We start from the raw sequence: 24,856 nt of genomic DNA, 5'->3' as shown, positions 1-24,856 counted from the left end.
GGTGGTCGCGCAAGGATCCGGACCACACTTGGGCGTGGGACTGGCCGATGACGTGGGCCACCGCTCCCGTCACCGGCCAGGATGGTTCCATGGTGCGGGTCGCCGGGAGGCCAGACAACATCACTCGACCACGGCTCGATGCGGGCGAACCTCAGCGCCGAGCGACAGCCAAGAACAGCGGTAGCGCGACGAACAGCCGACCACGCCGCGCCCGGTCCCGCTGCTCGGCCAGCCAGTGCTCCGGCGCACCGAGCCTGGCCAGCAACGCAAGCCCGGAGGAGTCGGTGTGCACCGCGGTGTGCACCTCGACCACCGGGTCGCTGAAACCCGCGTCCAGCAACAGGTTCCGGTAGGCCCGCGCCGCCCTGGGCGAGGCGATGGTGTCCGCCTTGGCCGCGAGCACCCGCCGGGTGGTCTCGGCGTCGTCGGCGTCGACGACGATGGCGTCCCAGTCCTGCCCGACCAGCACGGCCCGGCCGCCGGGCGCGAGCACCCGTCGGGCCTCCAGCAGGGCGTCCACCGGCCGTTCCAGCACGTGCAGCACCTTGTCCGCCCGGTAGCCCGCGACGCTTCCGTCCGCGAACGGCAGCGCCAGCGCGCTGCCCGGCCGGAAGTCCGCCCCGGCCCACCGCTCGCGCGCCGCCGCGAGCATGTCGGAGTCGACGTCGACGCCCACCGCGACCGCGCCGCGCTCCTCCAGCTCGGCCACCGCCCGGCCGCCGCCGCAGCCAACGTCGACCACGAGTTGCCCGCGCACGTCGCCGAGGAGTTCGTAAGTCCGGTTGCGCAGGTCGGTGGCCCAGGGAAGGCCGTCGATCGCGTCAAGTACCGCCAGCAGGTTCGACATGCCGGCCATGGTGCGACTTAATGTCGACATGAAGTCAAGCGCGCTGACTATCGGCGAGGTGGCGGCCCACTTCGCCCTCCCAACCCATGTGCTGCGCCACTGGGAGTCCGTTGGTCTGCTGGCCCCGGCCAGATCCGCCAGCACCCATCGCCGCTACACCACCGAGGACCTGTACCGGGTCGCCACGATCCTGCGGACCAAGGAGGTCGGCTTCTCCCTGGCCGACATCCGGGAGTTCCTCGCGCCGGCGAGCCCGCCGGCCAGAAAGGAGGTCCTGGCACGCCACCGCGAGTCGCTGCGCGCCCGGCTGGCCGAGCTGCGGTCGGCGATGGACCTCGTGGACAACGCCATCGCCTGCACCCACGAGGACATCACGACCTGCCCCAACTACCGGGCCCACCTGGAAGAACGGCTCAGGACACCGGCCCGTCATAGGTCAGGGTGAGCGCGCGGTCGGGCCCCAGCGTGATGCTCCTGGGCCGGGCCCTCGGCGTCGGCCGGAACCGGTCCCTGTCCGACATCGAGAACCTGGCGGCGCTGACCAGCGTGCCCAGCACGACGCGCAGCTCGTACTCCCCGAACGCGGCACCGACACAGCGCCGGTGCCCGCCGCCGAACGGGGCGTACTCGTGTGGTCGCGGCTTGCGGTCGACGAACCGGTCCGGCCGGAACGCGAACGGCTCGTCCCACACGTCCGGGTTGTGGTGCAGCAACGAGGTGGCGACCGCGGCGGTGTCGCCGGGGACCAGGTGCACACCGAGGAACCGCCAGTCGGTCACCAGCTGGCGCGCGATCATCGGCACCACCGGATGCAGTCGCAGCGTCTCCTGGCACACCGCGCCGAGCAGTGGCAGCTCGGCCAGTTCGGCCGGTGCCGGGCGCGCGCCGAGCGCGGCCACCTCGTCGATCACCCGCCGCGCCAGGCCCGGCTCGCGGTAGAGGTGGTAGAGCGCCCAGCCGAGCGAGGTGGCCGTGGTCTCGTGGCCGGCGACGACCATGGTCCGCAGCTCGTCCAGCAGCTCGGTGCCCGCCAGCGTCGACCCGTCGTCGTACCGGGTGGACAGCAGCAGTGACAGGATGTCCTCCCGGCCGGTCAGCCCCTGCGCGTGCCGGTGGTCGATCTCCGCGCGCAGCAACGCGTCGAACTCGGCCAGCCGCCGCCGCAGCCGGGTCACCGGGCCGAGCCTGCCCACCGTCTGCCGGTAGGCCGGCATGGTGAGCATGGCGGTGTACCCGGCGAACAATCTGGTCGTGGCGGCGGCGAACCGGTCGCCTCTGGTGTCGTCGTCCACGCCGAAGATCGCCCGCACGATCACCCGCAGCGTGATCGCGTGCCCCAGTTTCTGGGTGTCGACGACCTGGCCCGGCCGCCAGCCGCCGATCTGGTCGAGGGTCGCCTCCCGCATGACCGTGCCGTAGGCGCGCATCCGCTCGCCGTGGAACATCGGCGTGAGCAGCCGCCGCTCGCGCCGGTGCCGGTCGCCGTCGACCATGATCAGCGAGCCGGGGCCGAGCAGCGGTTCGACCATGTTCGGCCGCGCGACCTCGAACGCGTCGACCGGTCCGGAGAACAGCTCCCGCGCCCCCTCCGGATCGCCGGTGATCACCATCCGCCCGGATCCCCCTGGTGGCGAGACGATCACCGGATCGCCACCCCGGAGACGCCGCCTGCGCAGGTAGCCTTCTGGATCGAATGGCGCGGTGGCGGTGTTCAACGCGGCGGCGACTGTTCCGCCGACGTCGCGGATCAGGTTCATGGCCCCATCGTGCCCGAACGCGCACGTCCTGGGGGAAGGAGACGCCGGTGACCGCGTTACGACCGGGTGATCCGGGGCGGATCGGCGATTACACCACGCTGAGCCGCCTCGGCAACGGCGCCATGGGCACCGTCTTCCTCGCCAGGTCACCGGGTGGGCGGCTGGTGGCGGTGAAGGTCATCCGGGCGGAGCTGGCCGACGACGACGGTTTCCGCGAACGCTTCCGCCAGGAGGTGGCGGCGATGCGCGCGGTCGGCGGCTTCTGGACCGCCGCGGTCGTGGATGCCGACCCGGACGCGGCCGTCCCGTGGCTGGCCACCGAGTACGTCGCCGGCCCGACCCTCAAGGACGCGGTCGCCACGCACGGGCCGCTGTCCCCGGCGCAGGCCCGGGCGCTGGCCGCCGGGCTCGCCGAGGCGTTGCGCGTGGTGCACAAGACCGGCCTGGTGCACCGGGATCTCAAGCCGGCCAACGTGTTGCTGGCCGGCGACGGCCCGAGGGTGATCGACTTCGGCATCGCGCGGACGCTGGAGGGCACCGGGCTCACGGCGACCGGCATGATCGTCGGCACCCCCAGTTTCCTGTCCCCAGAACAGCTCGACGGCCGGGAGATCACGCCGGCCAGCGACGTGTTCGCGCTGGGCGCGGTCCTGGTCTACGCCACCACCGGCGACGGCCCGTTCGGCACCGGCACGCTCCCCGCGCTGGTCTACCGGGTGGTGCACGGCGAGCCGAACCTGGACCGGGTGCCGGCCGAACTGCGCCACCTGGTGGCCAGGTGCCTGGACCGCGACCCCGCCGCCCGGCCGACCCCCACCGAGCTGCTGACCGAGCTCAGCGCGGGCGGTCACGCCCACTGGGCGCCCCCGCCGGCCGCCGAGGTCGCCCAGCCGGCGACCCCGCCGGTTACCGAGGTCGCCCGGCCGACGACCCCGCGCACACCGACGAGGGCCTACTCCGCGACCCCGTCGGGCGAGGGCCCCGTGGTCTTCCGCGTCCGTGGCCGGCCGTGGGCGGCCGTCTCGTTCCTCGTCCTGGCCCCGTGCGCGCTGCTGTTCACCGCGATGGGCGCGCCGGTGTTCTGGAGCCAGGACGCCGTCGGCATCGCGCTGTTCTCGCTCATCCTGCTGCTGTTCGCGGTGCCGGCGGTGCGCAACTTCTGGCGGCTGGTCCGCCCGCGACGCTGGCTGGAGGTGTCCCGCACCGGCCTCACCCTCGGCCACGGCCGGCGGCAACACGCCCTGGGGTGGTCGGAGATCGCCAGAGCCCGCGTGGTGGCGCACAAGAAGCGGCCGTGGCTGGTCGTGTCCCTCCCCGCCGGGGTGTCCCGGGCCGGCCTCGGCGCCGAGGCCAACGGCGGGCTGCGCGCCTTCCCCGTCGCCCACGACGTCGGCTACCGCACCCGCGAACGTGAACTGGCCGACCTGCGGGCCGCGCTGAGCTGGTACGGCCCCACCGTCTACGACCCGAGCCCGTGAACGGGGGCGTGGCAAAATCGCCCGCGTGCTGATCGGGATGCTGGGACCGTTCGAGGTTCGCGCGGACGACGGCACCACCGTCGACGTGCCGGGCGCCCGGCTGCGGGCACTGCTGGTCGCCCTCGCGCTCGACGCCGGCCGGGTGGTCCCCAAGGCGACGCTCGTCGACTGGATCTGGGGCGAGCACCCGCCGGCCGACGCGGCCAACGCCCTGCAACGGCTGGCTTCCCGGCTGCGCAAGGCGCTGCCTGGCGGGCTGGTCGACGGACACCCGAACGGCTACCGGCTGGTGGTCGACCCCGACGTGGTGGACGCCGTGCGGTTCGAACGCCTCGTCGGCCAGGCCAGGGACGCCGACGGCCCGGCGCGGGTGGCGCTGCTGCGGGAGGCGGGCGCGCTGTGGCGCGGGGACGCCATGCGGGAGGTCGGCCTGCCAGACAGCGCGGCGTTCGCCGCGGCGGCCACCCGGCTCGACGAGCTCCGGCTGACCGCGCTGGAGGACCGGTTCGCCGCCGAGGCAGCCCCCGGCCACGAGGTGGCGTTGGCGGAGCTGACCGACCTGGTGACCGCGCACCCGACCCGCGAACGGCTGGTCACCGCGCTGATGCGGGCGCTGGTCGCGGCCGGGCGGGACACCGAGGCACTGCGGGTCTACCAGCGCACCCGGGACGCGCTGGCCGACGCGCTCGGCGTCGACCCGTCGCCGGAGCTGTCCGCGCTGCACGTGGCGCTGCTGCGCGGCGAGGTGGCCCGGCCGGCGACCGACCGGCAGACCAACCTGCGGGCCGAGCTGACCAGCTTCGTCGGCAAGGACGCCGACCTCGCCGCGGTCCGCGACCTGGTCACCCAGCACCGGCTGAGCACGCTGATCGGGCCGGGCGGGGCCGGCAAGACCAGGCTGGCCACCGAGACCGCGCGCACCATGGTCGACGACCTGCCAGACGGGGTCTGGCTGGTGGAGCTCGCGGCCATCGGCGCGGACGGCGACGTGGCGCAGGCGACGCTCGGCGCGCTCGGGGTGCGCGACGCGCTGCTCGGCGACACGTCGAACCTGGAGCCGACCGACCGGCTGATCGCCGCGATCCGCGAGCGGGACGCGGTGCTCATCCTGGACAACTGTGAGCACGTGATCGAGTCGGCGGCGACGTTCGCGCATCGCCTGCTCGGCGAGTGCCGGCGGCTGCGGATCCTCGCGACCAGCCGGGAGCCGCTCGGCATCACCGGTGAGGCACTCTGGCCGGTGGTGCCCCTCGGGCTGCCGGGCGGCGACGCGGACGCAGGCGAGATCGAGTCCTCGCCGGCCGTGCGGCTGCTGTGGGACCGGGCCAGCGCGGTGCGCACGGACCTGCGGGTCGACGCGGACACGCTGGCGACGATGGCGCGGGTCTGCCGGGCGCTGGACGGGATGCCGCTGGCCATCGAGCTGGCCGCGGCCCGGTTGCGCACCATGTCCATCGACCAGCTCGCCAGCCGCCTTGCCGACCGGTTCCGGCTGCTGACCGGCGGCAGCCGTACCGCGCTGCCCCGCCACCGCACGCTGCGCGCGATGGTCGACTGGAGCTGGGAGCTGCTCACCGACGCCGAACGGGTCGTCCTGCGCCGGCTGTCGGTGTTCGCCGGCGGGGCCGGGCTGGAGGCCGCCGAGCACGTCTGCGCCGGCGACGCCGGCGAGCGGGAGCGGGTGCTGGAGCTGCTCACCGCGCTGACCGAGAAGTCGCTGCTGGTCGCCGGGGGCGCGGGCGCCCCGCGGTACCGGATGCTCGGCACGATCAAGGAGTACGCCGACCAGCGCCTGGCCGAGGCGGGCGAGACGGAGCTGGCCCGCAGGGCGCACCTGGCCTACTTCACCGAGTTCACCGAGGCCGTCGAGCCCCGGCTGCGGCGCGGCGAGCAGCTGGTGTGGCTGGCCGCGCTCAAGGTCGAGCACGACAACATCGGCGCCGCGATGCGGGGCGCGCTCGCGGCCGGGGACGCGCCGGCGGCGATGCGGCTGGCGATGGGCGCCGCCTGGTACTGGTGGCTCAGCGGGCGGAAGGCCGAGGGCATGGAGCTGCTCACGGCGGCCACCGAGACGCCGGGCGAGGTGCCGGACGAGGTCCGGGCCACCGTGTACGGCCTCATCTCGATGTTCGTGAACTCCGCGCCGGTGGACGTGCACGCGGCGCGGAAGTGGATCCACGAGGCCTACCGGCTCGGCCGCCACCACCAGCACTTCCACCCGGCGCTGCGGCTGGCCGTCCCGCTGGAACGCATGCTGTGGGACCCCGAGGAGATCGTGCCGGCGTGGGAGTCGCTGCTGGCCGACGAGGAACCCTGGGTCCGCGCGATCAGCGCGCTGCACCTTGGCAAGATCCTGATCGGGCTCGGCCGGGGCGGCTACGAGGTGGACGCCTACCTGGAGACGGCCCTCGCCGGGTTCCAGGCGATCGGCGAGCGGTTCGGCATCGCGTTCGCGCTGTCCGAGCTGGCCGACCGGATCGCCATGCGCGGCGAGTTCGCCCGCGCGTGCGAGTACTACGAACAGGCGGTCGCGGTGGTCACCGAGATCGGCGCGGTCGACGACGTCATCCAGCAACGGTCCCGGCAGGTGCGGGTGTACTGGCTGCTCGGCGACCAGGACGCCGCCGAGACCGCGCTGGCCGAGGCGCAGCGCTACGCCGAACGGGACACCTGGCCGGGCACGCTGGCCCAGCTGGCCATAACGCGGGCGAAGCTGGCCAACCTGCGCGGCGACGCCACGGAGGTGTCCGAACAGCTCGACGTCGCGACCGCCCTGCTCGGCGACGAGGCGGGGCGGCCGCACGTGCGGTGGCTGACCCATCAGCTGCGCGCCGGGGTCGCCGAGGATCTCGACGAGGCCCGCGCCCACCGCGTGGCCGCCTACCGGGCGGCGACCGAGACCGACGACGCGTCGATCATCGCCGAGGCGATCGTCGGGATCGCGGACCTGGCGGCGCGCCAGGGCGAGTACGAGCAGGCCGCGCGGCTGCTCGGGGCGAGCACCGGCGTACGCGGGCTGCTCGACCACGCCAACCCGGACCTGGCCAGGATCGGGCGGACAGCGCGCAGCCGCCTCGGCGAACCGTTGTTCGCCGAGGCGGCTGGGGCAGGGTCGGAGACGAGCTGGCGGGAGCTGGTCGAGGTCACGCTCGCTTCGTGAACGTGCGCCGTGAGCGCGTCTCAGGTAGGGACTACGACCGGGTTAACCGATCGCTCTTGATCGCGCCAAGGAACGCGAGCCCGTGCTGGGCGGTCAGGGCGAGCACGGCAGCACTGGCGTTCTTGGAGTCCCGGACGCCGAACGCGGCATCGGTGTGCGCCAGTTCGACGCAGTCGCCGGTATCGGTGGAGCGGCTGGATTTCCGCCACCTCGCTCCGGCGAAGTCGTTGCTAGTCGTCATTCGATCTCCTTCCTGATCTGGTCGATCAACCGGACGGATTCCTCCGGTGACCGGGCCTGAACCCGGAGGTGGTTCATCACCTGCCGGTACTCCCGCACCTCGTTGGGCTCCTCGAAGACCAGTCCAGCATGACCCACCTCCGGGACGCCGTGCTGGCCATGCTCAGCACGTAGGCCGGGATCGAACAGCAGGTAAAGCCGCCTCGGCGAAGCGCTGTTCGCCGAGGCGGCTCTGGTCTGCATGCCGACAGGCCGGAATGAGCTGGTCACGCTCGCTTCGTGAACGTGGCCCGTGCCCACAGGTACCCGACGAGCGCGATGCCGACACACCAGGCGACGGCGGTGATCGCGTCGCCGGTGTCCGGCGCGCCGGCGAACAGCCCGCGCATGGTCTCGATGATCGGCGTGAACGGCTGGTACTCGGCGAACTCCCGCAGGCCGGGCCCCATCTTGTCCGCCGGCACGATCGCGCTGCTGAAGAACGGCAGCATGACCAGCGGCACGGCGGCGATCCCCGCGGTCTCCGGTGACTTGGCCGCCAGGCCCAGCGCGACGGTGAGCCAGCCGGCCGCGAAGCTGAGCAGCACGATGATGCCGGCCACGCCGAGCCACTCCAGCGGACCGGCCGCCGGGCGGAAGCCGAGCAGGAAGGCCACCGCGAGCAGGCCGACGATGGCGATCAGGTTGGTCAGCACGCTGGCGACCACGTGCCCGGTCAGCACCGCGCCCCGGGAGACGTCCATGACCTTGAACCGGTTGATGATGCCCTTGGTCATGTCGGCGTTCACCGACGTCGCGGCGGCGCCGAGGCCGTAGCAGACGGCCAGCAGCATCAGTCCGGGCGTCACGTAGTCGACGTAGTCGACACCGACGTCGAACGCGTCGCCCATCATGTAGACGAACATCAGCATGATGATGATCGGCATCAGCACCGCGTTGAACACCGAGGTCGGGTTCCTGGTGATGTGTTTGACGTTGCGGCGCAACATGACCATCGAGGGGGACTTGGCGCTCATTTCCCGACCTCCGCCGTGTCGTGGCCGGTGAGGGCGAGGAAGACGTCGTCGAGGTCGGGGGTGTGCACGGAGAACGCCTCGGCGCTGACCGAGTACTCGTCGAGCCGGTCCAGCAGCGCGCGCAACGACCTGGTGCCGCCGTCGCCGGGCACCCGCAGGGTGAGCGCCTCGTCGTCGCGCGTCGCGTCCGCGATCACCCGCGCGGCCGCGTCGAGCTCGTCGGCGCTGGCGAACCGGAGCCGCACGTGCGTGCCGGGGAGCTGGCGCTTGAGCTCGTCCGGCGTGCCCTGGGCGACCAGTTTGCCCTGGTCGAGCACCGCGACCCGGTCGGCGAGCTGGTCGGCCTCCTCCAGGTACTGGGTGGTGAGGAAGATGGTCACGCCGTCGGCCACCAGCTCGCGGATGATCGTCCACATGGTGCGCCGGCTGCGCGGGTCCAGCCCGGTCGTCGGCTCGTCAAGGAAGATGATCCGCGGGTTGCCGACCAGCGTCATCGCCAGGTCCAGCTTGCGGCGCATGCCCCCGGAGTAGGTCGACACCGACTCGCCGGCCGCCTCCGCCAGGTCGAACCGGGCCAGCAGGCCGGCGACGACCCGATCGCCGTCGCCGACACCCGCCCTGGCCAGGTCGACCATCAACCGCAGGTTCTCCTGCCCGGTCAACAGCTCGTCCACGGCGGCGAACTGACCGGTGACCCCGATCGCCGCGCGCACCGCCCTGGCCTCGGACACGCTGTCGTGTCCGGCGACCAGCACCGTTCCCCCGTCGGCCTTCATCAACGTGGTCAGCACGTTGACCGTGGTGGTCTTGCCGGCCCCGTTCGGGCCGAGCAGCGAGAACACCGAGCCCGCCGCCACCTCAAGGTCGATGCCGTCGAGCACCACCTTGTCCCCGAAGGACTTGCGCAGTCCCGAAACGCTGATCGCTGAACTTCTCATGCGCCAACCATCGACGCCCGGCCGGACACGCCCCTGTCACGCCGCTGACACCGTGGCTGACACGGCTTACGCCACCAATGGTTCTACAGTGGATCCACACTCACGGGCACGGCACGCACTACGTCAGCGGTCGACGCCGCCCATCACCGGGTCGATGGAGGCCAACGCGGCGATGGCGTCCGCGACCAGCGAGCCCTCGGCCATGGCCGGCAGCGACTGCAGGTTGACGAAGCTTGGGTCACGCACGTGGACGCGCATCGGCCGGGTGCCGCCGTCGGACACGACGTGGTAGCCCAGTTCGCCGCGCGGCGACTCGACGGGCACGTACACCTGCCCGGCGGGCACCGAGAAGCCCTCGGTCACCAGCTTGAAGTGGTGGATGAGCGACTCCATCGACTGGCCCATGATCTTGCGGACGTGGTCGAGCGAGTTGCCCATGCCGTCGGAGCCGATGCTCAGCCGCGCCGGCCAGGCGATCTTGCCGTCCTCGACCATGACCGGGCCGGGCTCCTTGAGCCGCCGGACGCACTGCTTGATGATCCGCAGCGACTGGCGCATCTCCTCGACCCGCAGCAGGTAGCGGGCGAACGCGTCGGCCTGGTTGGAGGTCGGCACCTCGAAGTCGTAGTCCTCGTAACCGCAGGTCGGCTCGATCTTGCGCAGGTCCCATGGCAGGCCGGCCGAGCGCAGCACCGGGCCGGTGGCGCCCATGGCCAGGCACGCGTCCAGCGGCAGGTAGCCGATGCCCTCGAGCCGGTTGCGCCAGATGGGCTGGCCGGTGAGCAGCTTGTCGAAGTCGGGCAGCCGCTGGTTCATCACCTTGAGGAACTGGTTGATGTGTTCGGCGGCGTCCTCCGGCAGGTCCTGGGCGACCCCGCCCGGCCGGATGAACGCGTGGTTCATCCGCAGCCCGGTGAGGTGCTCGAGCAGGTGCAGGACCTCCTCGCGCTCACGGAAGCCGATGGTCATCGCGGTGATCGCGCCGAGCTCCATGCCACCGGCGCCGATGGACACCAGGTGGGAGCCGATCCGGCTGATCTCCATCAGCAGCACGCGGATGACCTGGGCGCGCGCGGGCGCCTCGATGCCGAGCAGCTTCTCCACGCCAAGGCAGTAGGCGGTCTCGTTGTGCAGCGGGGACAGGTAGTCCATGCGGGTCACGAAGGTGACCCCCTGGGTCCACGAGCGGTACTCGAGGTTCTTCTCGATGCCCGTGTGCAGGTAGCCGATGACCAGCCGGCACTGCGTCACGGTCTCGCCCTCGAGCTCCATGACCATGCGCAGCACGCCGTGTGAGGACGGGTGGATCGGCCCCATGTTGATCACGATGCGGCCGTCGTCGATATGCTCGGTGTCAGCGAAGTCTTCCCAGTCGGCGACGCTGTGCACCGGTCCCTCGGTGGTCATCCGGGCAGGCGCGTAGGCCCCTCCGGTTCCCGGCGTCTCCGCCTGGTCCACGACCTCCGCGATCTTTTCACCCATGCCGCGATGGTAACGAACCCCGGTAACGGCCTGCGGCGACGTCCGGCCTGACGGTTCGCTGCCACCGAGGGTGCGCGACCGGTGACCCTGAGACACCTCCACCGTGCGTTGTGGACACCCACGGCTCACACCGGCGCCGGATTCAACCGCGCGAACCCTTCCTGGCGCCGATAGGGGAAGTACGGGTAGGGCGCCGTCCGCACACTCACCGCATCGAGCCGAGCGACCTGGTCCGCGGTCAACGCCCAGCCGACCGCACCGAGGTTCTGCCGCAACTGCGCCTCGTTCCGCGCACCGATGATCACCGACGAGACCGTCGGCCGCCCCAGCAACCAGTTGATCGCGATCTGCGGAACGGTCCGCCCCGTCTCCGCCGCGATCTCGTCAAGCACATCAACCACCCGAAAAAGAAGCTCGTCCGCCACCGGCGGGCCAAAGTCAGCGGTCTGATGTAGACGACTGGTCACCGGCAACGGCTGCCCCCGACGCACCTTCCCGGTAAGCCGCCCCCACCCCAGTGGACTCCAGACCAGCGCACCAACACCCTGATCAAGCCCGAGTGGCATCAGCTCCCACTCATAGTCCCGACCAACCAACGAGTAGTACACCTGATGAGCGACATAACGCGGCAGCCCAAGCCTTTCCGCACTGCCAAGGGACTTCATCAACTGCCACCCCGAGAAGTTGGAGACCCCGACATAACGCAGCTTGCCCGCCCGCACAAGATCCCCAAGCGTGCCCAACACCTCCTCCACCGGTGTCCCAGCATCAAAGGCATGCAACTGAAACAGATCAAGATAATCGGTCCCCAGCCGTCGAAGCGCGTCCTCACACACCCTGATCAGCCGCGACCGGGACGACCCGGCGTCCTGGGGCCCATCCCCCATCGGCAGGCTCGCCTTCGTCGACAACAACACCCGGTCCCGCCGCCCCTTCACCGCCGCACCAAGCACCTCCTCCGACCCGCCACCGGAGTAGACATCCGCGGTATCGAACATCGTGACCCCCGCGTCCAGACACACGTCAACCAGCCGCCGCGCCTCCGCGACACCGGTACTACCCCAAGCACCGAACAACGGCCCACTACCAGCGAACGTCCCCGCCCCAAAACTCAACACCGGCACCCTCAGCCCAGAAGCACCCAACGACCTGAACTCCACACCACACCTCACTAATGGGTCTCAAGTTCCGTTAACGTCACCACGGTAACATCAACACCCCCTAAAGGAACGGGAGACCCGTTATGGACGAGGAGTCAGTCCCGGGCACCGTGCGCCCCGGGGGCAGAACGGCCCGAGTGCGGACCGCCGTACTGCGGGCCGCCGGCGACGCCCTGGCGGAAGTCGGCTTCGCCCACCTCGACCTCACCGACATCGCCCGCCGCGCCAACGTCGGCAAAACCACCGTCTACCGCCGCTGGTCCACCGTGCCCGGCCTGGTAGCGGACCTACTGACCGACATGGCCGAACAGTCCCTACCCCGCACCGAAACCGGCACCCTCCTAGGCGACCTACAAGCCAACGCCCGACTGGTCCAACGCACCCTGTCCGACCCCCGCCAGGGCGCACTCTTCAAGGCCGTGATCGCAGCCGCCACCAGCGACCCAAAAACAGCCGAAGCCCTACACCACTTCTACGAAACCAGAATCACCGAATGGTCCCCCTGCATCCAGCACGCCATCAACCGAGGCGAGGTGCCCCCCAACACCAACCCCCACGAAGTAATCCGCGCCGTCTCCGCCCCCCTCTACTACCGCCTACTAACCAGCAACGCCCCCCTGGACAAAGCCACCGCAGACCAAGCAGCCCAAGCCGCCACCACAGCAGCCCAAGCCGGCATCTACACCTGACCAACCAGCACCCACACCCACACCCAAAAACCAATCAGCAAAAGAACCAATCAGTAAAGAACCACACCATCCACATCGCCCAAACACCCAACAACCCCACCCACAACCCTCACCACAACCGACAGCACCACAAGCCCGGGGGTTCGGGGGCTGGCCCCCGAGCGGGGTTTGGGGGTTGCACCCCCAATGTAAAGGCGAAACGCAAAAGGCCCGCGCCCTCCGCGGGCACGGGCCACCTATGCGTGGAGCTGCGGGGAATCGAACCCCGGACCTCCTCGATGCGAACGAGGCGCGCTACCAACTGCGCTACAGCCCCTGACGGTGCCGCGCCAGCGTATCAGGCGCGTTACTCGCCCACCGCGCGCCGGTAGGGCAACGACCCCGGCTCCTCCAGTTCGTCGAACATCGGGTCCTCGTCGTCGACCTCGACCATGACCGCGCCGGCCCTGGTGACCTGCGGCATCGACGGCCCGTCGGCGACCCGCTCCCTCGGCCCGTGGTCCTGCTCGGGGTCGTACGGCTCGTAGGGCTCCTCGTAGCCCGCCTCGTCCGCGTACTCCTCGACCGGGGCGTACTCGTCGACCTCGACCTCGTCCGCATAGGCGGGCTCGACCGGCCGGGCGCGCGCGGCGACGGCCTGCGCCCGCCGGACGCGCTGCATCCGCGCCAGCCTGCGCTCCCGGATCTCGGTCTCGATCCGCACCTGCCGCCGCAGGTACACCAGATAGGAGACCAGCACCACGTCGAGCGCCCCGTGCGCCCACCACAGCATGGGGAAGGCGGCGGCCGCGACCACCGCCGAGACCACGGCGCCGATGAGCATGGCGAGCACGACCCGCTGCCGGAAGGCGTACTTGGCCCGCGCGATGATGGCCGCCGCCTCCGGGTCGAAGCCGCCGCGGCCGGGGCGGTAACGACTCGGATACGGCTGGTCCGCCTCGTCGTAGTACCGGGCGGTCATGTCCACACCCTCGGCATCATGGGCGGCAACCTCCGGGGCGTCGTCGACGACATTGTCGTCCACCGGGGCGTCGTCGTGGTCGACTTCCTGCGAGTCGGCCACATTCTCGGCGAAATCCTCGTCCATCCCGGCCGGATCGCGCATGGCGGCCTCCTCTTCGGCCTCGGCCTCACCGCTCCCGCTGCGCACCACCCTCGCCGCCAGCTCCGAGTCCGCCGTCTTGGCGACCTCCTGACGCTTGCGCACGATCATCGGCACGAGCACGACGAGCCATGCCAGCACGAGCGCGACCACAACCAGTGAGCTCGGCATGCCTCGACACCTCCCCCGTGACGATTCCCGGCAACTCGTCGCCACGTTAGTCACAACAGTCACATCAGTGTCGGAGGCGCGCCGTAGTCACCCCGGCGATGATCACATCGCCTCGGCCCGTCCGTCAGCGATCAGACCTGCGACAAGTCCATTCGGAACGTCCTCTGTGGTCAGTGCCAAACACAGGTGGTCGCGCCAACTTCCGGCAACATCGAGGTAACGGCGAAACATGCCCTCTTCGCGAAAGCCAAGTTTTCCGAGCACCCGCAGGCTGGCCTGGTTCTCCGGCCGCACGGTCGCCTCCAGCCGGTGCAGCCCCCCGTGCCGGAAACTGTGGTCGGCCACCAGCGCCACCGCCCCGGTCGCCACGCCGCCCGCGGTCACGTGCGTGCCGACCCAGTACCCGATCCAGGCCGAGCACAGCGACCCGCGCACCACGTTGCCCACGGTGACCTGCCCGGCCAACTCGCCGTCCACCATGATCATGAACGGCAGCGACATCCCGCGTTTGCCGAGCCCACGCAGGGTGGACCACTGGCCGGGCCAGGCGAACGGCCCGTTGTTGTCCGACCAGTTGCCGGGCACGGTCGGCTCCCAGCTCTCCAGGTGCAGCCGATCCCGCCGCCGCACCCGGCTCCACGCCGACCCGTCCAACAACCGTGGCGCCCGCACCTCCACCACACCGGCCGGCACGCGTAACGGCCCGAGCCACGCCGGCCAACCAGGATGCCGCCCCTGCGGCACCGACCAACTCACCCCGTGAGCCGTCCCTTCAGCCACGTTGCGCCAGGAAACTGACCTGCACCTCTTCACCGACGACGATCTCGGTGGTCTCCTCGTCCACCAGGATCAGACAGTTCGCCTCCGCCAGCGAGGCCAGCAGGTGGGAACCCGACATGCCAAGCGGTTGGGCGAGGTACTCGCCGTTGCTCTCGTCGCGCAGCAGCTGCCCGCGCAGGAAACCCTTGCGGCCCTTGACCGACATGATCGGCGACAGTAGCCGTGCGGTGATCTGCCGCCGCTGCGGGTTGCGTTTGCCCTGCGCGGCCCGGATCAGCGGGCGCACCATCACCTCGAACACGACCAGCGCGCTCATCGGGTTGGACGGCAACAGGAACGTCGGCACCGCGTCCGGACCCAGCCGGCCGAAGCCCTGTACCGAGCCGGGATGCATGGCCACCCTGGCCATGTCGATGTCGCCGAGCTCGGTCAGCGTCGAGCGGATCTCCTCGGCCAGCTCGCCACCGACCCCGCCGGCGATCACCACGATCTCCGACAGCAGCAGCCGTCCCTCGATCAGTTCCCGCAGCCGGCGCGGATCGCTCGGCACGATGCCGACCCGGTTCACCTCGGCGCCGGCATCGCGCGCGGCGGCGGCCAACGAGTAGGAGTTGACGTCGTAGACCTGCCCCTGGCCGGGCGTGCGATCGATGTCGATCAGCTCGTCGCCGAGCGAGATGACCGAGACCCTCGGCCTCGGGTACACCAACACCTTGGCCCTGCCCACCGCGGCGAGCAGCCCGACCTGGGCCGAGCCGATCGGCGAGCCCCGGCGCACGGCGACGTCACCGGTCTGCACGTCCTCCCCGGTGCGCCGGACGAACGCGGCCGACGGCACCGGCTGGGCCACCGCGACCCTGGCGTGGTGACCGTCGGTGTAGCCCAGCGGCACGACCGCGTCGGCCAGCGTCGGCAGCGGCGCGCCGGTGTCCACGCGGACCGCCTGGCCCGGCTGCAGCCTGCGCGGCTGGCGCGAACCGGCCGGGATCTCCCCGACGACCGGCAGCACCACGGGCTCGGTGCCGGCGGCCTGCACATCGACGCTGCGCACCGCGTATCCGTCGACCGCCGCCTGGTCGAACCCGGGCAACGCTCGCTCCGCGACGACCTCCTCGGCGCAGAGCAGACCCTGCGCCTCGGAGATGGCCACCCGCACCGGCGCAGGCCGGACGGCCGCGGCAAGCGCCCGGCCGAGCTGCTCGTCGACTGACCTCATTCCCGACCCCGCCTTGTGTCGCTATTCCTCCACGCGCCCGCGCAGCCACGCGCGCAGGTCCGGCCCATACTCCGGGTGAGCAAGCGCGAAGTCCACGGCGGCACGCAGGAAACCCCCAGGATTGCCCAGGTCGTGACGTCCGCCGCGGTGCACCACCACGTGCACCGGGTGGCCTTCGGCGATCAACAGCGCGATGGCGTCGGTCAGCTGCAACTCCCCGCCCGCACCCGGCGTGATCCGCTTGATCGCGTCGAACACCGCCCGGTCGAGCAGGTAGCGCCCGGCCGCGGCGAAGGTCGACGGGGCGTCCTCCTGCTTCGGCTTCTCCACCATGCCGGTGACCTGCTTGACGTCCGGGTCGCCGGTGTCCTCGACGGCGAACACGCCGTAGGCGGAGATCTGCTCCTTGGGGATGTCGAACGCGCAGAGCACGGTGCCGCCGTGTTCGGCGCGGGCGCGGGCCATCCGGCCGAGCACGCCGGTGGGCAGCACCAGGTCGTCGGGCAGCAGCACGGCGACCACGTCGTCGTCGGCGTCGAGGTTGGCCTCCGCGCAGCCGACCGCGTGGCCGAGGCCGAGCGCCTCCTCCTGGACCGCGGTCTCGACCGCGAGCAGCTCCGACGCGCGGCGTACCTTTGCCAGCAGCTCGGTCTTGCCGCGCTGTTCGAGGGTGCGTTCTAGCTCGGGGTGGGGCTGGAAGTACTGTGCGACGGCGTCCTTGCCCGGCGAGGTGATGATGATCAGCCGCCGGGCGCCCGCCTCGGCGGCCTCGGCCGCGACGTACTCGATGCCCGGAGTGTCCACGACAGGCAGCAGTTCCTTGGGTACTGCCTTGGTCGTCGGCAGAAACCTGGTACCCAGTCCGGCGGCCGGCACGATGGCCGTTCTGATGCCGCTCACGGACGCGGAACCGGGGTCGGAACTGACTGCGGTAGAAGGCGCCATGGACAGCCAGCCTAACCTCATGTCGTGGCCCGGCCTGGGAGTGATCGAGAACCGACAGCCGCGTTGACGAAATGGCGGTGGCGCAAGGAGCTGCTCTCCGAGCGCCGCCGGGTACCGGCGAGCGTGCGGTTCGCCGAGGCGATCTCCCTGTCCGGTCATCTCACCAGCGGGCGGGTCGTGCGGCCGGGTCAGACCGTGTGCGCGTTCGTGCCGATCGCCTCCGAGCCGGGCTCGGTCCAGATGCTCGACGAGTTGAACGACTACGGCGCGCGGGTGTTGCTGCCGGTGGTCACCAACCAAGGTCCACTCGAGTGGGGCTGGTACGCGGGTAAGGACTCGCTGGTGCCCGGACCATACGGGTTGCGGGAGCCGAATGGCGAACTGCTGGGCGTGGCCGCGCTGCGGATCGCGGACATGGTGCTCGTGCCGGCGCTCGCGGTCGACCGCAACGGCGTGCGTCTCGGCCGGGGCGCCGGGCACTACGACCAGTCGTTACCGCTGGCCTCGATCGGTACCGAGCTGGTGGCGATCGTCCGTGACCAGGAGATCTTCGAGGCGTTGCCGAGCGAGCCGCACGACGTGCGGATGACCGCGGTGCTCACCCCGAACCGGGGTCTACTCCGGTTCGTGTGATATCGGCGGGATCGCTCGAGGACGTTTGCGCTCCGGGCGTGGCCTGGCGCAGAATGGCTTGGCACTCTCATCGCCAGAGTGCCAGGAACCGGGGAGAGGAACGGCCCGTGCCCACCTACCAGTACGCCTGCAAGGCCTGCGAGCACCGCTTCGAGGCCGTGCAGTCCTTCACCGACTCGTCGCTGACCGAGTGTCCGGAGTGCTCCGGACAGTTGCGCAAGCTCTACGGCTCGGTTGGCGTGGTGTTCAAGGGTAGTGGCTTCTACCGCAACGACAGCCGTTCGGAGTCCACATCGACCTCCGCGAAGTCGGAGTCCGATTCGGCTTCTTCTTCCACGACGTCGTCGTCCGACAGCAAGTCGGACACCAAGTCGGCGAGCAAGTCCGAGTCGACCTCGTCGTCGTCTTCTTCGGACTCGTCCTCGTCGTCTTCTTCGTCGTCTTCTTCGTCGTCGTCTTCTCCGTCGAAGTCCACCTCGTCGGCCGGCAGCACTACCACAAGCAAGACCGCCGTCGCCTCCTGAACCCCCGAGTTATCCACAACTCGTTCGGTTGTCCACAGTTCGCGACCGGTCCCCGGCACCCCTGGCATTTCCCTCGTAGCGTCGTGGCATGCCCGACCCCATCACGCCCCTGACCCGTGACCGCCTACGACAGCTGTTCGCCAGACGCGGCTTCCCGCGCCTGCTCGTGCTACGCCGGGTAGCCGCCGCGCTGCTGGTCCTGCTGGCACTCGCGCTGGCCATCCGGCCGCCGCCGACCGCCGCCGGCGAGCAGACGGTGCCGATGCTGGTCACCGCGCGCGACCTGCCCCCTGGCGCGAGCCTGCGCCCGGACGACGTGCGCGTCGTACCCGCCCCGGCGTCGTTACGGCCCGCCGCCGCGCTCACCGCGCCCGACCAGGCGTCCGGCCGGGTGCTGGCCGGTGCCGCGTCCCGGGGTGAGCCGATCACCCAGGTCAGGCTCGTCGGCCGCGAGCACAGCCGGCTGGCCACCGGCGACCCGGCCACGGTCGCCGTGCCGGTGCGGCTGGCCGATCCCGAGGTGGCCGCGTTACTCACGCCCGGCGCGCGGGTGGACGTGGTGACGGTGTCGCCCGACGACGCGGTCGCGGGGGTGGTGCTGGCGGCCGACGCCACGGTGGTCACCGTGCGCGCGGCGACCGACCAGCCGGGCAGGCTCGTGGTGATCGCCGTCCCCCGAGACACGGCGACCAGGCTCGCGTCCGTCTCCTTGGGACAGCCGGTTGCCATTACGCTTCGCTGACTCAGCGCACCCGACAGGAGGAGTGACGTGCTCAAAGGCTTCAAAGATTTCCTGATGCGCGGCAACGTGGTCGATCTCGCGGTGGCGGTGGTCATCGGCACCGCGTTCACCGCGATCATCACCTCGATCACCGAGCACCTGATCCAGCCGCTGATCGCGGCGATCGGCGGCACGAACATCAAGGGCCTGTCGTGGACGATCGTCGAGGGCAACGACAAGTCGACCATCGACTTCGCCGCGGTGATCACGGCCGGGATCAACTTCCTGATCGTCGCGGCGGTCGTGTACTTCATCCTGGTCTTCCCGCTCAAGAAGCTCCAGGAGCGCCGTCGCCGGGGACAGGAACCCGGCCCGGCCGAACCGACGGACGTGGAGTTGCTGATGGAGATCCGCGACCTGCTGCGCCAGCAACAACGCCCGATGGGCGGCCAGGGACAGCAGCCGCCGCTCGGCCAGCAGTACCCGCCCCAGCAGCCGCCGCACCAACCCCCGCCCGGCCCCGGCTTCCCGCAGGGACCGAGCTACTGACCACCACCAGCCACCCCACCCACCAGAAAGGAGGCGCCCCCACCGCCACCGGAAGCCGAACCGTGCCACCAGGCTCCGACCTGGTCCGACCGGCGGCCGTCGATCCGGGCCGTGTCGATGCGGGCCGAGTCGATACGGGCCGAGTCGATACGGGACAGGTGCGGGACGATGGAGTCGTGACCGACGAGCCTGACGACCGGGCTGACCAGCCAGGCCAGCCCGACCCAGCCGACCGCACCGGCCCCGATGGCCCCAACGGCCCGACCGGTCCCCACGGCCGGCCTGACAGCCGGGCACGCCGGCGCGGGCCGAGCCTGGACGAGATCTTCGGCGACGTGCTTCCGGCCACCACCTCGGACGAGCGCGATCCGGAAGGGCCCAGCGGCGACACCGACTCCTGGTACGAGCGCAACCGCCCGCCCCACCACGACCGGGACTAGGCGGCCGGCGCGCTCGGCCGGGGTGGGCTTGGCTGGAGTGGGCTTGGCCGCGTGGGCGGGGTCAGTTGTCCAGGCCGGACAGTTGGTCGATGACGTAGGGCACCAGTGAGGACAGCGTCGCCATGCCGTCGCGGACCGCGGCGCGGGAGCCGGCCAGGTTGACCACCAGCGTGCTGCCGGAGATGCCGACCAGGCCGCGCGAGATGCCACCGTCCACCGCGCCCGCGGCCAGGCCGGACGAGCGGATCGCCTCGGCGATGCCGGGGATCGGCCGGTCCAGCACGCCCTGCGTGGCGTCCGGGGTCACGTCGCGCGGCGACACCCCGGTGCCGCCGACGGTGATCACCAGGTCGGCACCGCCGATCACGGCGGTGTTCAACGCGTTCCGAATGTCCACGGTCTCGCCGGCCACCGCGACGATGCCGTCCACGATGAACCCAGCCTCCTCGAGCAGCTCGGTGACCAGCGAGCCGACGGAGTCCTCGTGCTCCCCATGGGCAACCCGGTCGTCGACGATCACGATGAGGGCCCTGCCGAGCCGCTGCGCGCTGCGTTCCATGCCTGCCACCGTAGCCGGATCGCCGATCGGGGCGGGCGGACGGTCCTACGCCCGAGTTCTGACGATTCGGTGACGGCCACCGCCTCGACCACCGCCGCGGCCCGTCGCCGGGCCTACCGTCGGGCGCATGCGAGTCCTCATCACCGGTGCCGCCGGGTTCATCGGGTCCCACATCGCCGACGTGCTCGCCGATCGCGGCCACGACACCGTCCTGCTGGACAACCTGCTGCCCCAGGCGCACGGTCCACACAGGACTGATCCGCGGCTGGTCGTCGGCGATGTCCGGGACGCCGGCCTGCTGGCCGGCCTCCTGCGCGACGTGGACGTGGTCTGCCACCAGGCCGCCATGGTCGGCCACGGCCTCGACCCGTCGGACGCACCCGACTACGCCCAGCACAACGACTACGGCACGGCCGTCCTGCTCGCCCAGCTGCACCGGGCCGGCGTGCGGCGCCTGGTGCTGGCCTCGTCGATGGTCGTCTACGGCGAAGGGCGCTACCTGTGCCCCGAGCACGGCGTGGTCCGCCCCGGCCAGCGCCGGCAGGCCGACCTCGACCTCGGCCGCTACGAGCCGCCGTGCCCGGTCTGTGGTGCCGAACTGACCTCGGCCCTGGTCGGCGAGGACGCGCCGATCGACCCGAGAAGCACCTACGCCGCCACCAAAGCCGCCCAGGAGCACCTGGCCTCGGCCTGGGCCAGGCAGACCGGCGGCGACGTGTGGGCCCTGCGCTACCACAACGTCTACGGCCCGCGCATGCCCCGCGACACCCCCTACGCCGGGGTGGCGTCGCTGTTCCGGTCGGCGCTGCGGCGCGGCGAGGCCCCGACCGTGCTGGAGGACGGCCGCCAACGCCGCGACTTCGTCCACGTCACCGACATCGCCATGGCCAACGCGCTGGCCGTGGAGACCGCCGCCCCGCCGGCCGCGCTGACGCCGGTGAACATCTGCTCCGGCGAGCAGCGCACCGTGCTCGACCTGGCGAGCACGCTGGCCACGGCCTGCGCCGGGCCGCCACCGCGGGTGGTCGGCGGCGCCCGTCCCGGCGACGTGCGCCACGTGGTCGCCGACCCGGCCAGGGCGGCGGAACTGCTCGGGTTCACCGCGACGGTGCCGTTCGCCAAGGGCATCGCCGAGTTCGCCGACGCCCCACTGCGCGCCCCGGCGGCCGTGAGCTGAGCACGAGCCCCGACAATCGCGCCGCCAGCAGCGCGCGGCCGCCGGCTAGACCGCCAGGGGGAGGCGTACCTCGAACCGGCAGCCGGGGCCGTGGTTGCTGGCGCCGATCCGGCCGCGGTGCGCCTCCACCAGGCCCTTGGCGATCGCCAGGCCGAGGCCGCCGCCGACCTGCTCATCGCCACCACGGCTCGGGGTCCGCGCCGCCGACCCGCGAAACGCCACGTCGAACACCCTGGTCAGCTCCCCGTCCGGGATGCCGCCGCACGCGTCGTCCACGGCGAGCACCGCGTCCTGGCCGTCGACGCCGATCTGGACGGCCACCGTGCCGTCCGGGGGCGTGTGCCGGATCGCGTTGGACACCAGGTTGCGCACCACCCTGGCGAGTTCCGGGTCACTGCCGAGCACGATCGGCGCGTCGCCGGCGTCGGCGAGCACGGTGACCCGCTTGCGCCGCGCCACCGGCAGCTGCGCGGCGAGCACGTCGCTCACCACCTCGCGCAGCGCCACCTGCGACATCGTCAGCCGCAGCGCGCCGGCGGTGATCCTGGACAGCTCGAACAGGTCGTCGACCATGCCGGACAGTCGTTTGCTCTCCGTGCCGATCCGGTTCGCGTAGCCGGCGACCTCCGCCGGCGAGGACACCACGCCGTCGGCCAGTGCCTCGGCCATCGCGCGGATGCCGGCCAGCGGGGTGCGCAGGTCGTGGCTGATCCAGGCCACCAGCTCGCGCCGGGACGCCTCGGCCGCGCGCTCCCGCTCCCTGGCCTCCCGCTCCCAGACGCTGCGGCGGGCGATCAGCCGCCCCAGCAGCAGCGCCACCGGCAGGGTCACCGCCACCACCAGCAGGCACACCATGGCCACCGTGGTCAGCGTCGCGTTGAACATGAAGCCGCTGACGCCGAGCACCCCGCTCAGCATCGCCACCACCGGCACCAGCACCAACACGGTCATCGTCGTGGCCAGCGAGCCGCGGCGCACCAGGTACAGCACCAGCACCCCGAGCGCGACCGAGGGCGCCACCAGCGCGAGCGCCACCGGCAGGATGTGCCAGACGTGGGTGAGCATCTCCCCGAACGACTCGCCGGGGTCGATCAGCTGGCTAGGCCGTGGCGTCATACCGGTACCCCACTCCCCACACGGTCGCGATCCTGGTCGGTTTCGCCGGCGCCAGCTCGATCTTCTCCCTCAACCGTCGCACGTGGACGGTCACAGTGGACTGATCGCCGAAGTCCCAGCCCCACACCCGTTCCAGCAGCTGCTCACGGGTGAACGCCTCGCCGGGATGGCCGAGGAAGAACGCAAGCAGGTCGAACTCGCGGGTGGTCAGCGCCAGCTCCACCCCGCGCGCGCTCGCGGTCCTGGCGGCGAGGTCGATGCGCAGGTCGCCGTCGGTCAGCACCCTGGCGACCGCAGGCTGGGCCGCCGCGCCCGCCCGGCGCAGCACCGAGGACACCCGCAACGCCAGCTCGCGGGGACTGAACGGCTTGGTCACGTAGTCGTCGGCGCCCAGCTGCAGGCCGGCGATGCGGTTCTCCTCCTCGCCCAGCGCGGTCAGCATGACCACCGGGACCGCGCTGGTCCGACGCAGTCGCCGGCACACCTCCAGCCCGTCGATGCCCGGCAGCATCAGGTCGAGCACCACCAGGTCCGGCTCGTGGTCGGCGATCCAGGCCAGCGCGTCCTCGCCGTTGTCCGCGAGCGCCACCTGGTGGCCCGCCAGCTCGAGGTAGCGGCGCACCACGTCCCGAACGGTCAGGTCGTCGTCCACGACCAGTACGCGTGCCGGCGCGGCCGGTTGGTTCATCTCGATCACCAGTTCGTCAGCAGTAGGTGGTTCACCACGATGGCGGTCGCGGCCTGCGCGGCCAGCCACCACCGCCGCGACGCGCGCGGCAGCAGAGCGGCGGCCAGCACCAGCCACACCGCGAACGGTAGCCAAATTCGCTCGGTCTCGGCCTTGGAAAGGCCGGACAGGTCCGCGGTGAGCACCGCGAGCGCGGCGCCGCGCACCAACGCGACCACCGGTGACGGGCGCCAGGCAAGGAACTCCGGCGCGGCGCGGCGTAGCCCGGCGGCCGCGGCCGGGCCGATGACCAGCGCGAGGCAGGCCAGGTTCGCCCACACCCAGTACCAGTAGGGCCGGACCGCACCGATGCCCTCGTAGTAGCGCGCCACCACCAGCTCATAGCCGTCCAGCCACCAGAACCCGGCGAGCGCGAACACCCCGGCGACCGCGAGCGCCGCCGGCACCGCGTAGGCCAGCGCCCGCCAGCACCGGGTCACCAGCACCACCGCGAACGCGACCGGCGCCATCAGCAACAGCCCGTAGGACAGGAAGATCGACCAGCCGAGCACCGCCCCACCCGCCGCGCAGCACACCATCGCGCCCCTGGCCGCGCCGATGGCGACCAGCATCACGCCGACCGCCGCGACCCCGGCGAACAGCGCGTCCGCGGACACCCCGAGCCACACCGCGCCGGGCAGCAGGCAGACGAACGGGACCGCCGCGCGCGCGAGGTCGACCCGGCCCAGCGCGGCCACGGTGACCGGCACGGCGACCGCGACCAGTCCGCCTACCGCGACACAGCACAGCGCGGCCACCGTCGGGCCGCCGAGCCCGATCCGGTCCAGCCAGACGAACGTCAGGGTGGCGCCCGGCGGGTGACCGGACACGTGTGTGGTCCAGGAATCCGGTTGCAGGGACAGGATCCTGGTGGTGAACGTGCGCAGCATCGCCGGGATGTCGGTGATGCCGGGGACCTCGTGCAGGTACTCGTCGCGGGTCGCCATCCGGTGCACGACGCCCTGCCGCCAGCCGTCGACCATGGCCAGCGCGAGGATCCAGCCGACCGAGGTCAGGTAGGCCAGCGCCAGCACCGCCCGCCACCGCAGCCGCTCGGCCAGCCCTGGTCCCCAGGCGACCACGGCGACCGCGAGCAGCACCGCCAGCAGGGTGCCCGGCCCGACGTGCGGCGCGAGGTGCGCGAGAACCGGATACTCACCGAACCGAGGAGACGCGTTGGGAAACCACGCGCCGCCGTACAGCCGGGCGCCGGTCGCCATGCCGACCACGACGGCGACGGCCACCAGCAGCGGCACGGCCGCGCCGGCGACGACGTCGGCCCTGGCCGGGGTGGCGGTTTCCTCGTCCTGGCGGGTGATCACAGTGGACACGGTCGGACGGTAGGCCCGGTCAAGGACACTCGCGGCATCGACCGGGGATCCGTCAGCACACCGTAAGAACTCCACCGACGTCATAATTCGGTAAGCGC

The 24,856-nt window shown here is 71.5% G+C and carries 26 protein-coding genes, 1 tRNA gene and 1 pseudogene; 10 read left to right on the top strand and 18 right to left on the bottom strand.

Features of this window, described 5'->3' with window-relative positions; all coding sequences use genetic code 11:
• Positions 1-151 precede the first annotated feature (151 nt).
• On the bottom strand, positions 152-847 hold the full coding sequence (locus ACYVIP_RS17980) for a methyltransferase domain-containing protein (RefSeq protein ID WP_460397646.1): 696 nt from the start codon (positions 845-847) through the stop codon (positions 152-154).
• A gap of 28 nt (positions 848-875) precedes the next feature.
• Here ACYVIP_RS17980 and ACYVIP_RS17975 point away from each other — a divergent pair, with 28 nt between their 5' ends.
• The gene (locus ACYVIP_RS17975) at positions 876-1,292 is read left to right on the top strand and encodes a MerR family transcriptional regulator (protein ID WP_460397644.1); all 417 of its coding nucleotides are present in this window, start codon (positions 876-878) and stop codon (positions 1,290-1,292) included.
• Here the strand turns inward: ACYVIP_RS17975 and ACYVIP_RS17970 are convergent.
• Complete coding sequence (locus ACYVIP_RS17970; protein WP_460397642.1) at positions 1,261-2,604, bottom strand: cytochrome P450; 1,344 nt, start codon at positions 2,602-2,604, stop codon at positions 1,261-1,263. The two genes, ACYVIP_RS17975 and ACYVIP_RS17970, sit on opposite strands and share 32 nt — an antisense overlap.
• 47 nt (positions 2,605-2,651) lie before the next feature.
• On the opposite strand from ACYVIP_RS17970, the gene ACYVIP_RS17965 reads away from it, so the two are divergent.
• Both ACYVIP_RS17965 and ACYVIP_RS17960 read left to right on the top strand, forming a co-directional pair.
• Entirely contained in the window at positions 2,652-4,082 is a 1,431-nt protein-coding gene (locus ACYVIP_RS17965; RefSeq protein WP_460397640.1) for a serine/threonine-protein kinase, read from the top strand.
• Positions 4,083-4,107: 25 nt separating this feature from the next.
• A complete protein-coding gene (locus ACYVIP_RS17960; protein WP_460397638.1) occupies positions 4,108-7,242 on the top strand; it encodes an ATP-binding protein in 3,135 nt (1,044 codons plus the stop codon).
• 31 nt (positions 7,243-7,273) lie between these two features.
• Here the strand turns inward: ACYVIP_RS17960 and ACYVIP_RS17955 are convergent, their stop codons facing one another.
• From ACYVIP_RS17955 to ACYVIP_RS17930, 6 genes are all read right to left on the bottom strand, one after another.
• Positions 7,274-7,483 carry a DUF397 domain-containing protein gene (locus tag ACYVIP_RS17955; RefSeq protein WP_460397636.1) on the bottom strand — a complete coding sequence of 70 codons (210 nt, stop codon included), beginning with the start codon at positions 7,481-7,483 and terminating at the stop codon, positions 7,274-7,276.
• The gene (locus tag ACYVIP_RS17950) at positions 7,480-7,752 is read right to left on the bottom strand and encodes a Scr1 family TA system antitoxin-like transcriptional regulator (protein WP_460397634.1); all 273 of its coding nucleotides are present in this window, start codon (positions 7,750-7,752) and stop codon (positions 7,480-7,482) included. Before ACYVIP_RS17950 ends, ACYVIP_RS17955 begins: the two co-directional genes overlap by 4 nt.
• Complete coding sequence (locus tag ACYVIP_RS17945; protein WP_460397632.1) at positions 7,749-8,498, bottom strand: ABC transporter permease; 750 nt, start codon at positions 8,496-8,498, stop codon at positions 7,749-7,751. Before ACYVIP_RS17945 ends, ACYVIP_RS17950 begins: the two co-directional genes overlap by 4 nt.
• Positions 8,495-9,436, bottom strand: a complete 942-nt coding sequence (locus ACYVIP_RS17940) for an ATP-binding cassette domain-containing protein (protein ID WP_460397630.1) — start codon at positions 9,434-9,436, stop codon at positions 8,495-8,497. Before ACYVIP_RS17940 ends, ACYVIP_RS17945 begins: the two co-directional genes overlap by 4 nt.
• 123 nt (positions 9,437-9,559) lie before the next feature.
• Positions 9,560-10,918, bottom strand: coding sequence for an NADH-quinone oxidoreductase subunit D (locus ACYVIP_RS17935; protein WP_460397628.1), 1,359 nt, complete (start codon positions 10,916-10,918; stop codon positions 9,560-9,562).
• Between the two features lie 125 nt (positions 10,919-11,043).
• Entirely contained in the window at positions 11,044-12,036 is a 993-nt protein-coding gene (locus ACYVIP_RS17930) for an aldo/keto reductase (protein WP_460398196.1), read from the bottom strand.
• Between the two features lie 179 nt (positions 12,037-12,215).
• Here ACYVIP_RS17930 and ACYVIP_RS17925 point away from each other — a divergent pair, with 179 nt between their 5' ends.
• Complete coding sequence (locus tag ACYVIP_RS17925) at positions 12,216-12,767, top strand: TetR/AcrR family transcriptional regulator (RefSeq protein WP_460397626.1); 552 nt, start codon at positions 12,216-12,218, stop codon at positions 12,765-12,767.
• A gap of 243 nt (positions 12,768-13,010) precedes the next feature.
• Here the strand turns inward: ACYVIP_RS17925 and ACYVIP_RS17920 are convergent.
• From ACYVIP_RS17920 to ACYVIP_RS17900, 5 genes are all read right to left on the bottom strand, one after another.
• Positions 13,011-13,083 (bottom strand) — tRNA-Ala (locus tag ACYVIP_RS17920).
• Positions 13,084-13,113: 30 nt separating this feature from the next.
• Positions 13,114-14,040: a divisome protein SepX/GlpR gene (sepX, locus tag ACYVIP_RS17915; protein ID WP_460397624.1), complete on the bottom strand. Its 927-nt coding sequence runs from the start codon at positions 14,038-14,040 to the stop codon at positions 13,114-13,116.
• 102 nt (positions 14,041-14,142) lie between these two features.
• Positions 14,143-14,796 (bottom strand): GNAT family N-acetyltransferase, encoded by a 654-nt coding sequence (locus tag ACYVIP_RS17910; RefSeq protein ID WP_460397622.1) that lies wholly within the window; start codon positions 14,794-14,796, stop codon positions 14,143-14,145.
• 16 nt (positions 14,797-14,812) lie between these two features.
• Positions 14,813-16,036 carry a molybdotransferase-like divisome protein Glp gene (glp, locus tag ACYVIP_RS17905; RefSeq protein WP_460397620.1) on the bottom strand — a complete coding sequence of 408 codons (1,224 nt, stop codon included), beginning with the start codon at positions 16,034-16,036 and terminating at the stop codon, positions 14,813-14,815.
• A 21-nt stretch (positions 16,037-16,057) separates the two neighbouring features.
• The gene (locus ACYVIP_RS17900) at positions 16,058-16,936 is read right to left on the bottom strand and encodes a UTP--glucose-1-phosphate uridylyltransferase (RefSeq protein ID WP_460397618.1); all 879 of its coding nucleotides are present in this window, start codon (positions 16,934-16,936) and stop codon (positions 16,058-16,060) included.
• A gap of 69 nt (positions 16,937-17,005) precedes the next feature.
• On the opposite strand from ACYVIP_RS17900, the gene ACYVIP_RS17895 reads away from it, so the two are divergent.
• Positions 17,006-17,614 carry a 5-formyltetrahydrofolate cyclo-ligase gene (locus ACYVIP_RS17895; protein ID WP_460397616.1) on the top strand — a complete coding sequence of 203 codons (609 nt, stop codon included), beginning with the start codon at positions 17,006-17,008 and terminating at the stop codon, positions 17,612-17,614.
• Positions 17,615-17,667: 53 nt separating this feature from the next.
• A pseudogene (locus ACYVIP_RS17890) lies at positions 17,668-17,862 on the top strand (FmdB family zinc ribbon protein); the annotation flags it as partial.
• Between the two features lie 14 nt (positions 17,863-17,876).
• Here ACYVIP_RS17890 and ACYVIP_RS17885 read toward each other — a convergent pair.
• Positions 17,877-18,197 (bottom strand): hypothetical protein, encoded by a 321-nt coding sequence (locus tag ACYVIP_RS17885; protein ID WP_460398254.1) that lies wholly within the window; start codon positions 18,195-18,197, stop codon positions 17,877-17,879.
• Positions 18,198-18,226: 29 nt separating this feature from the next.
• Between ACYVIP_RS17885 and ACYVIP_RS17880 the strand changes: the two genes are divergently transcribed.
• From ACYVIP_RS17880 to ACYVIP_RS17870, 3 genes are all read left to right on the top strand, one after another.
• Entirely contained in the window at positions 18,227-18,880 is a 654-nt protein-coding gene (locus ACYVIP_RS17880; RefSeq protein ID WP_460397614.1) for an SAF domain-containing protein, read from the top strand.
• 27 nt (positions 18,881-18,907) lie between these two features.
• Positions 18,908-19,408, top strand: a complete 501-nt coding sequence (gene mscL, locus ACYVIP_RS17875; protein WP_460397612.1) for a large-conductance mechanosensitive channel protein MscL — start codon at positions 18,908-18,910, stop codon at positions 19,406-19,408.
• Positions 19,409-19,584: 176 nt separating this feature from the next.
• Positions 19,585-19,848: a hypothetical protein gene (locus ACYVIP_RS17870; protein ID WP_460397610.1), complete on the top strand. Its 264-nt coding sequence runs from the start codon at positions 19,585-19,587 to the stop codon at positions 19,846-19,848.
• 61 nt (positions 19,849-19,909) lie between these two features.
• Here the strand turns inward: ACYVIP_RS17870 and ACYVIP_RS17865 are convergent, their stop codons facing one another.
• Entirely contained in the window at positions 19,910-20,407 is a 498-nt protein-coding gene (locus ACYVIP_RS17865; protein ID WP_460397608.1) for a MogA/MoaB family molybdenum cofactor biosynthesis protein, read from the bottom strand.
• A gap of 127 nt (positions 20,408-20,534) precedes the next feature.
• On the opposite strand from ACYVIP_RS17865, the gene ACYVIP_RS17860 reads away from it, so the two are divergent.
• A complete protein-coding gene (locus tag ACYVIP_RS17860; RefSeq protein ID WP_460397606.1) occupies positions 20,535-21,584 on the top strand; it encodes an NAD-dependent epimerase/dehydratase family protein in 1,050 nt (349 codons plus the stop codon).
• 45 nt (positions 21,585-21,629) lie between these two features.
• On the opposite strand, the gene ACYVIP_RS17855 is transcribed toward ACYVIP_RS17860, so the two are convergent.
• From ACYVIP_RS17855 to ACYVIP_RS17845, 3 genes are read right to left on the bottom strand one after another with little or no spacing between them, the layout of a single operon-like run.
• On the bottom strand, positions 21,630-22,679 hold the full coding sequence (locus ACYVIP_RS17855; RefSeq protein WP_460398194.1) for a sensor histidine kinase: 1,050 nt from the start codon (positions 22,677-22,679) through the stop codon (positions 21,630-21,632).
• A 4-nt stretch (positions 22,680-22,683) separates the two neighbouring features.
• Positions 22,684-23,388, bottom strand: a complete 705-nt coding sequence (locus tag ACYVIP_RS17850; protein WP_460397604.1) for a response regulator transcription factor — start codon at positions 23,386-23,388, stop codon at positions 22,684-22,686.
• 5 nt (positions 23,389-23,393) lie between these two features.
• Positions 23,394-24,758, bottom strand: a complete 1,365-nt coding sequence (locus ACYVIP_RS17845) for a hypothetical protein (protein ID WP_460397602.1) — start codon at positions 24,756-24,758, stop codon at positions 23,394-23,396.
• Positions 24,759-24,856 lie beyond the last annotated feature (98 nt).

It is taken from the genome of Actinophytocola sediminis (assembly GCF_054779715.1).
This window is presented reverse-complemented; position numbering and strand designations above follow the sequence as displayed.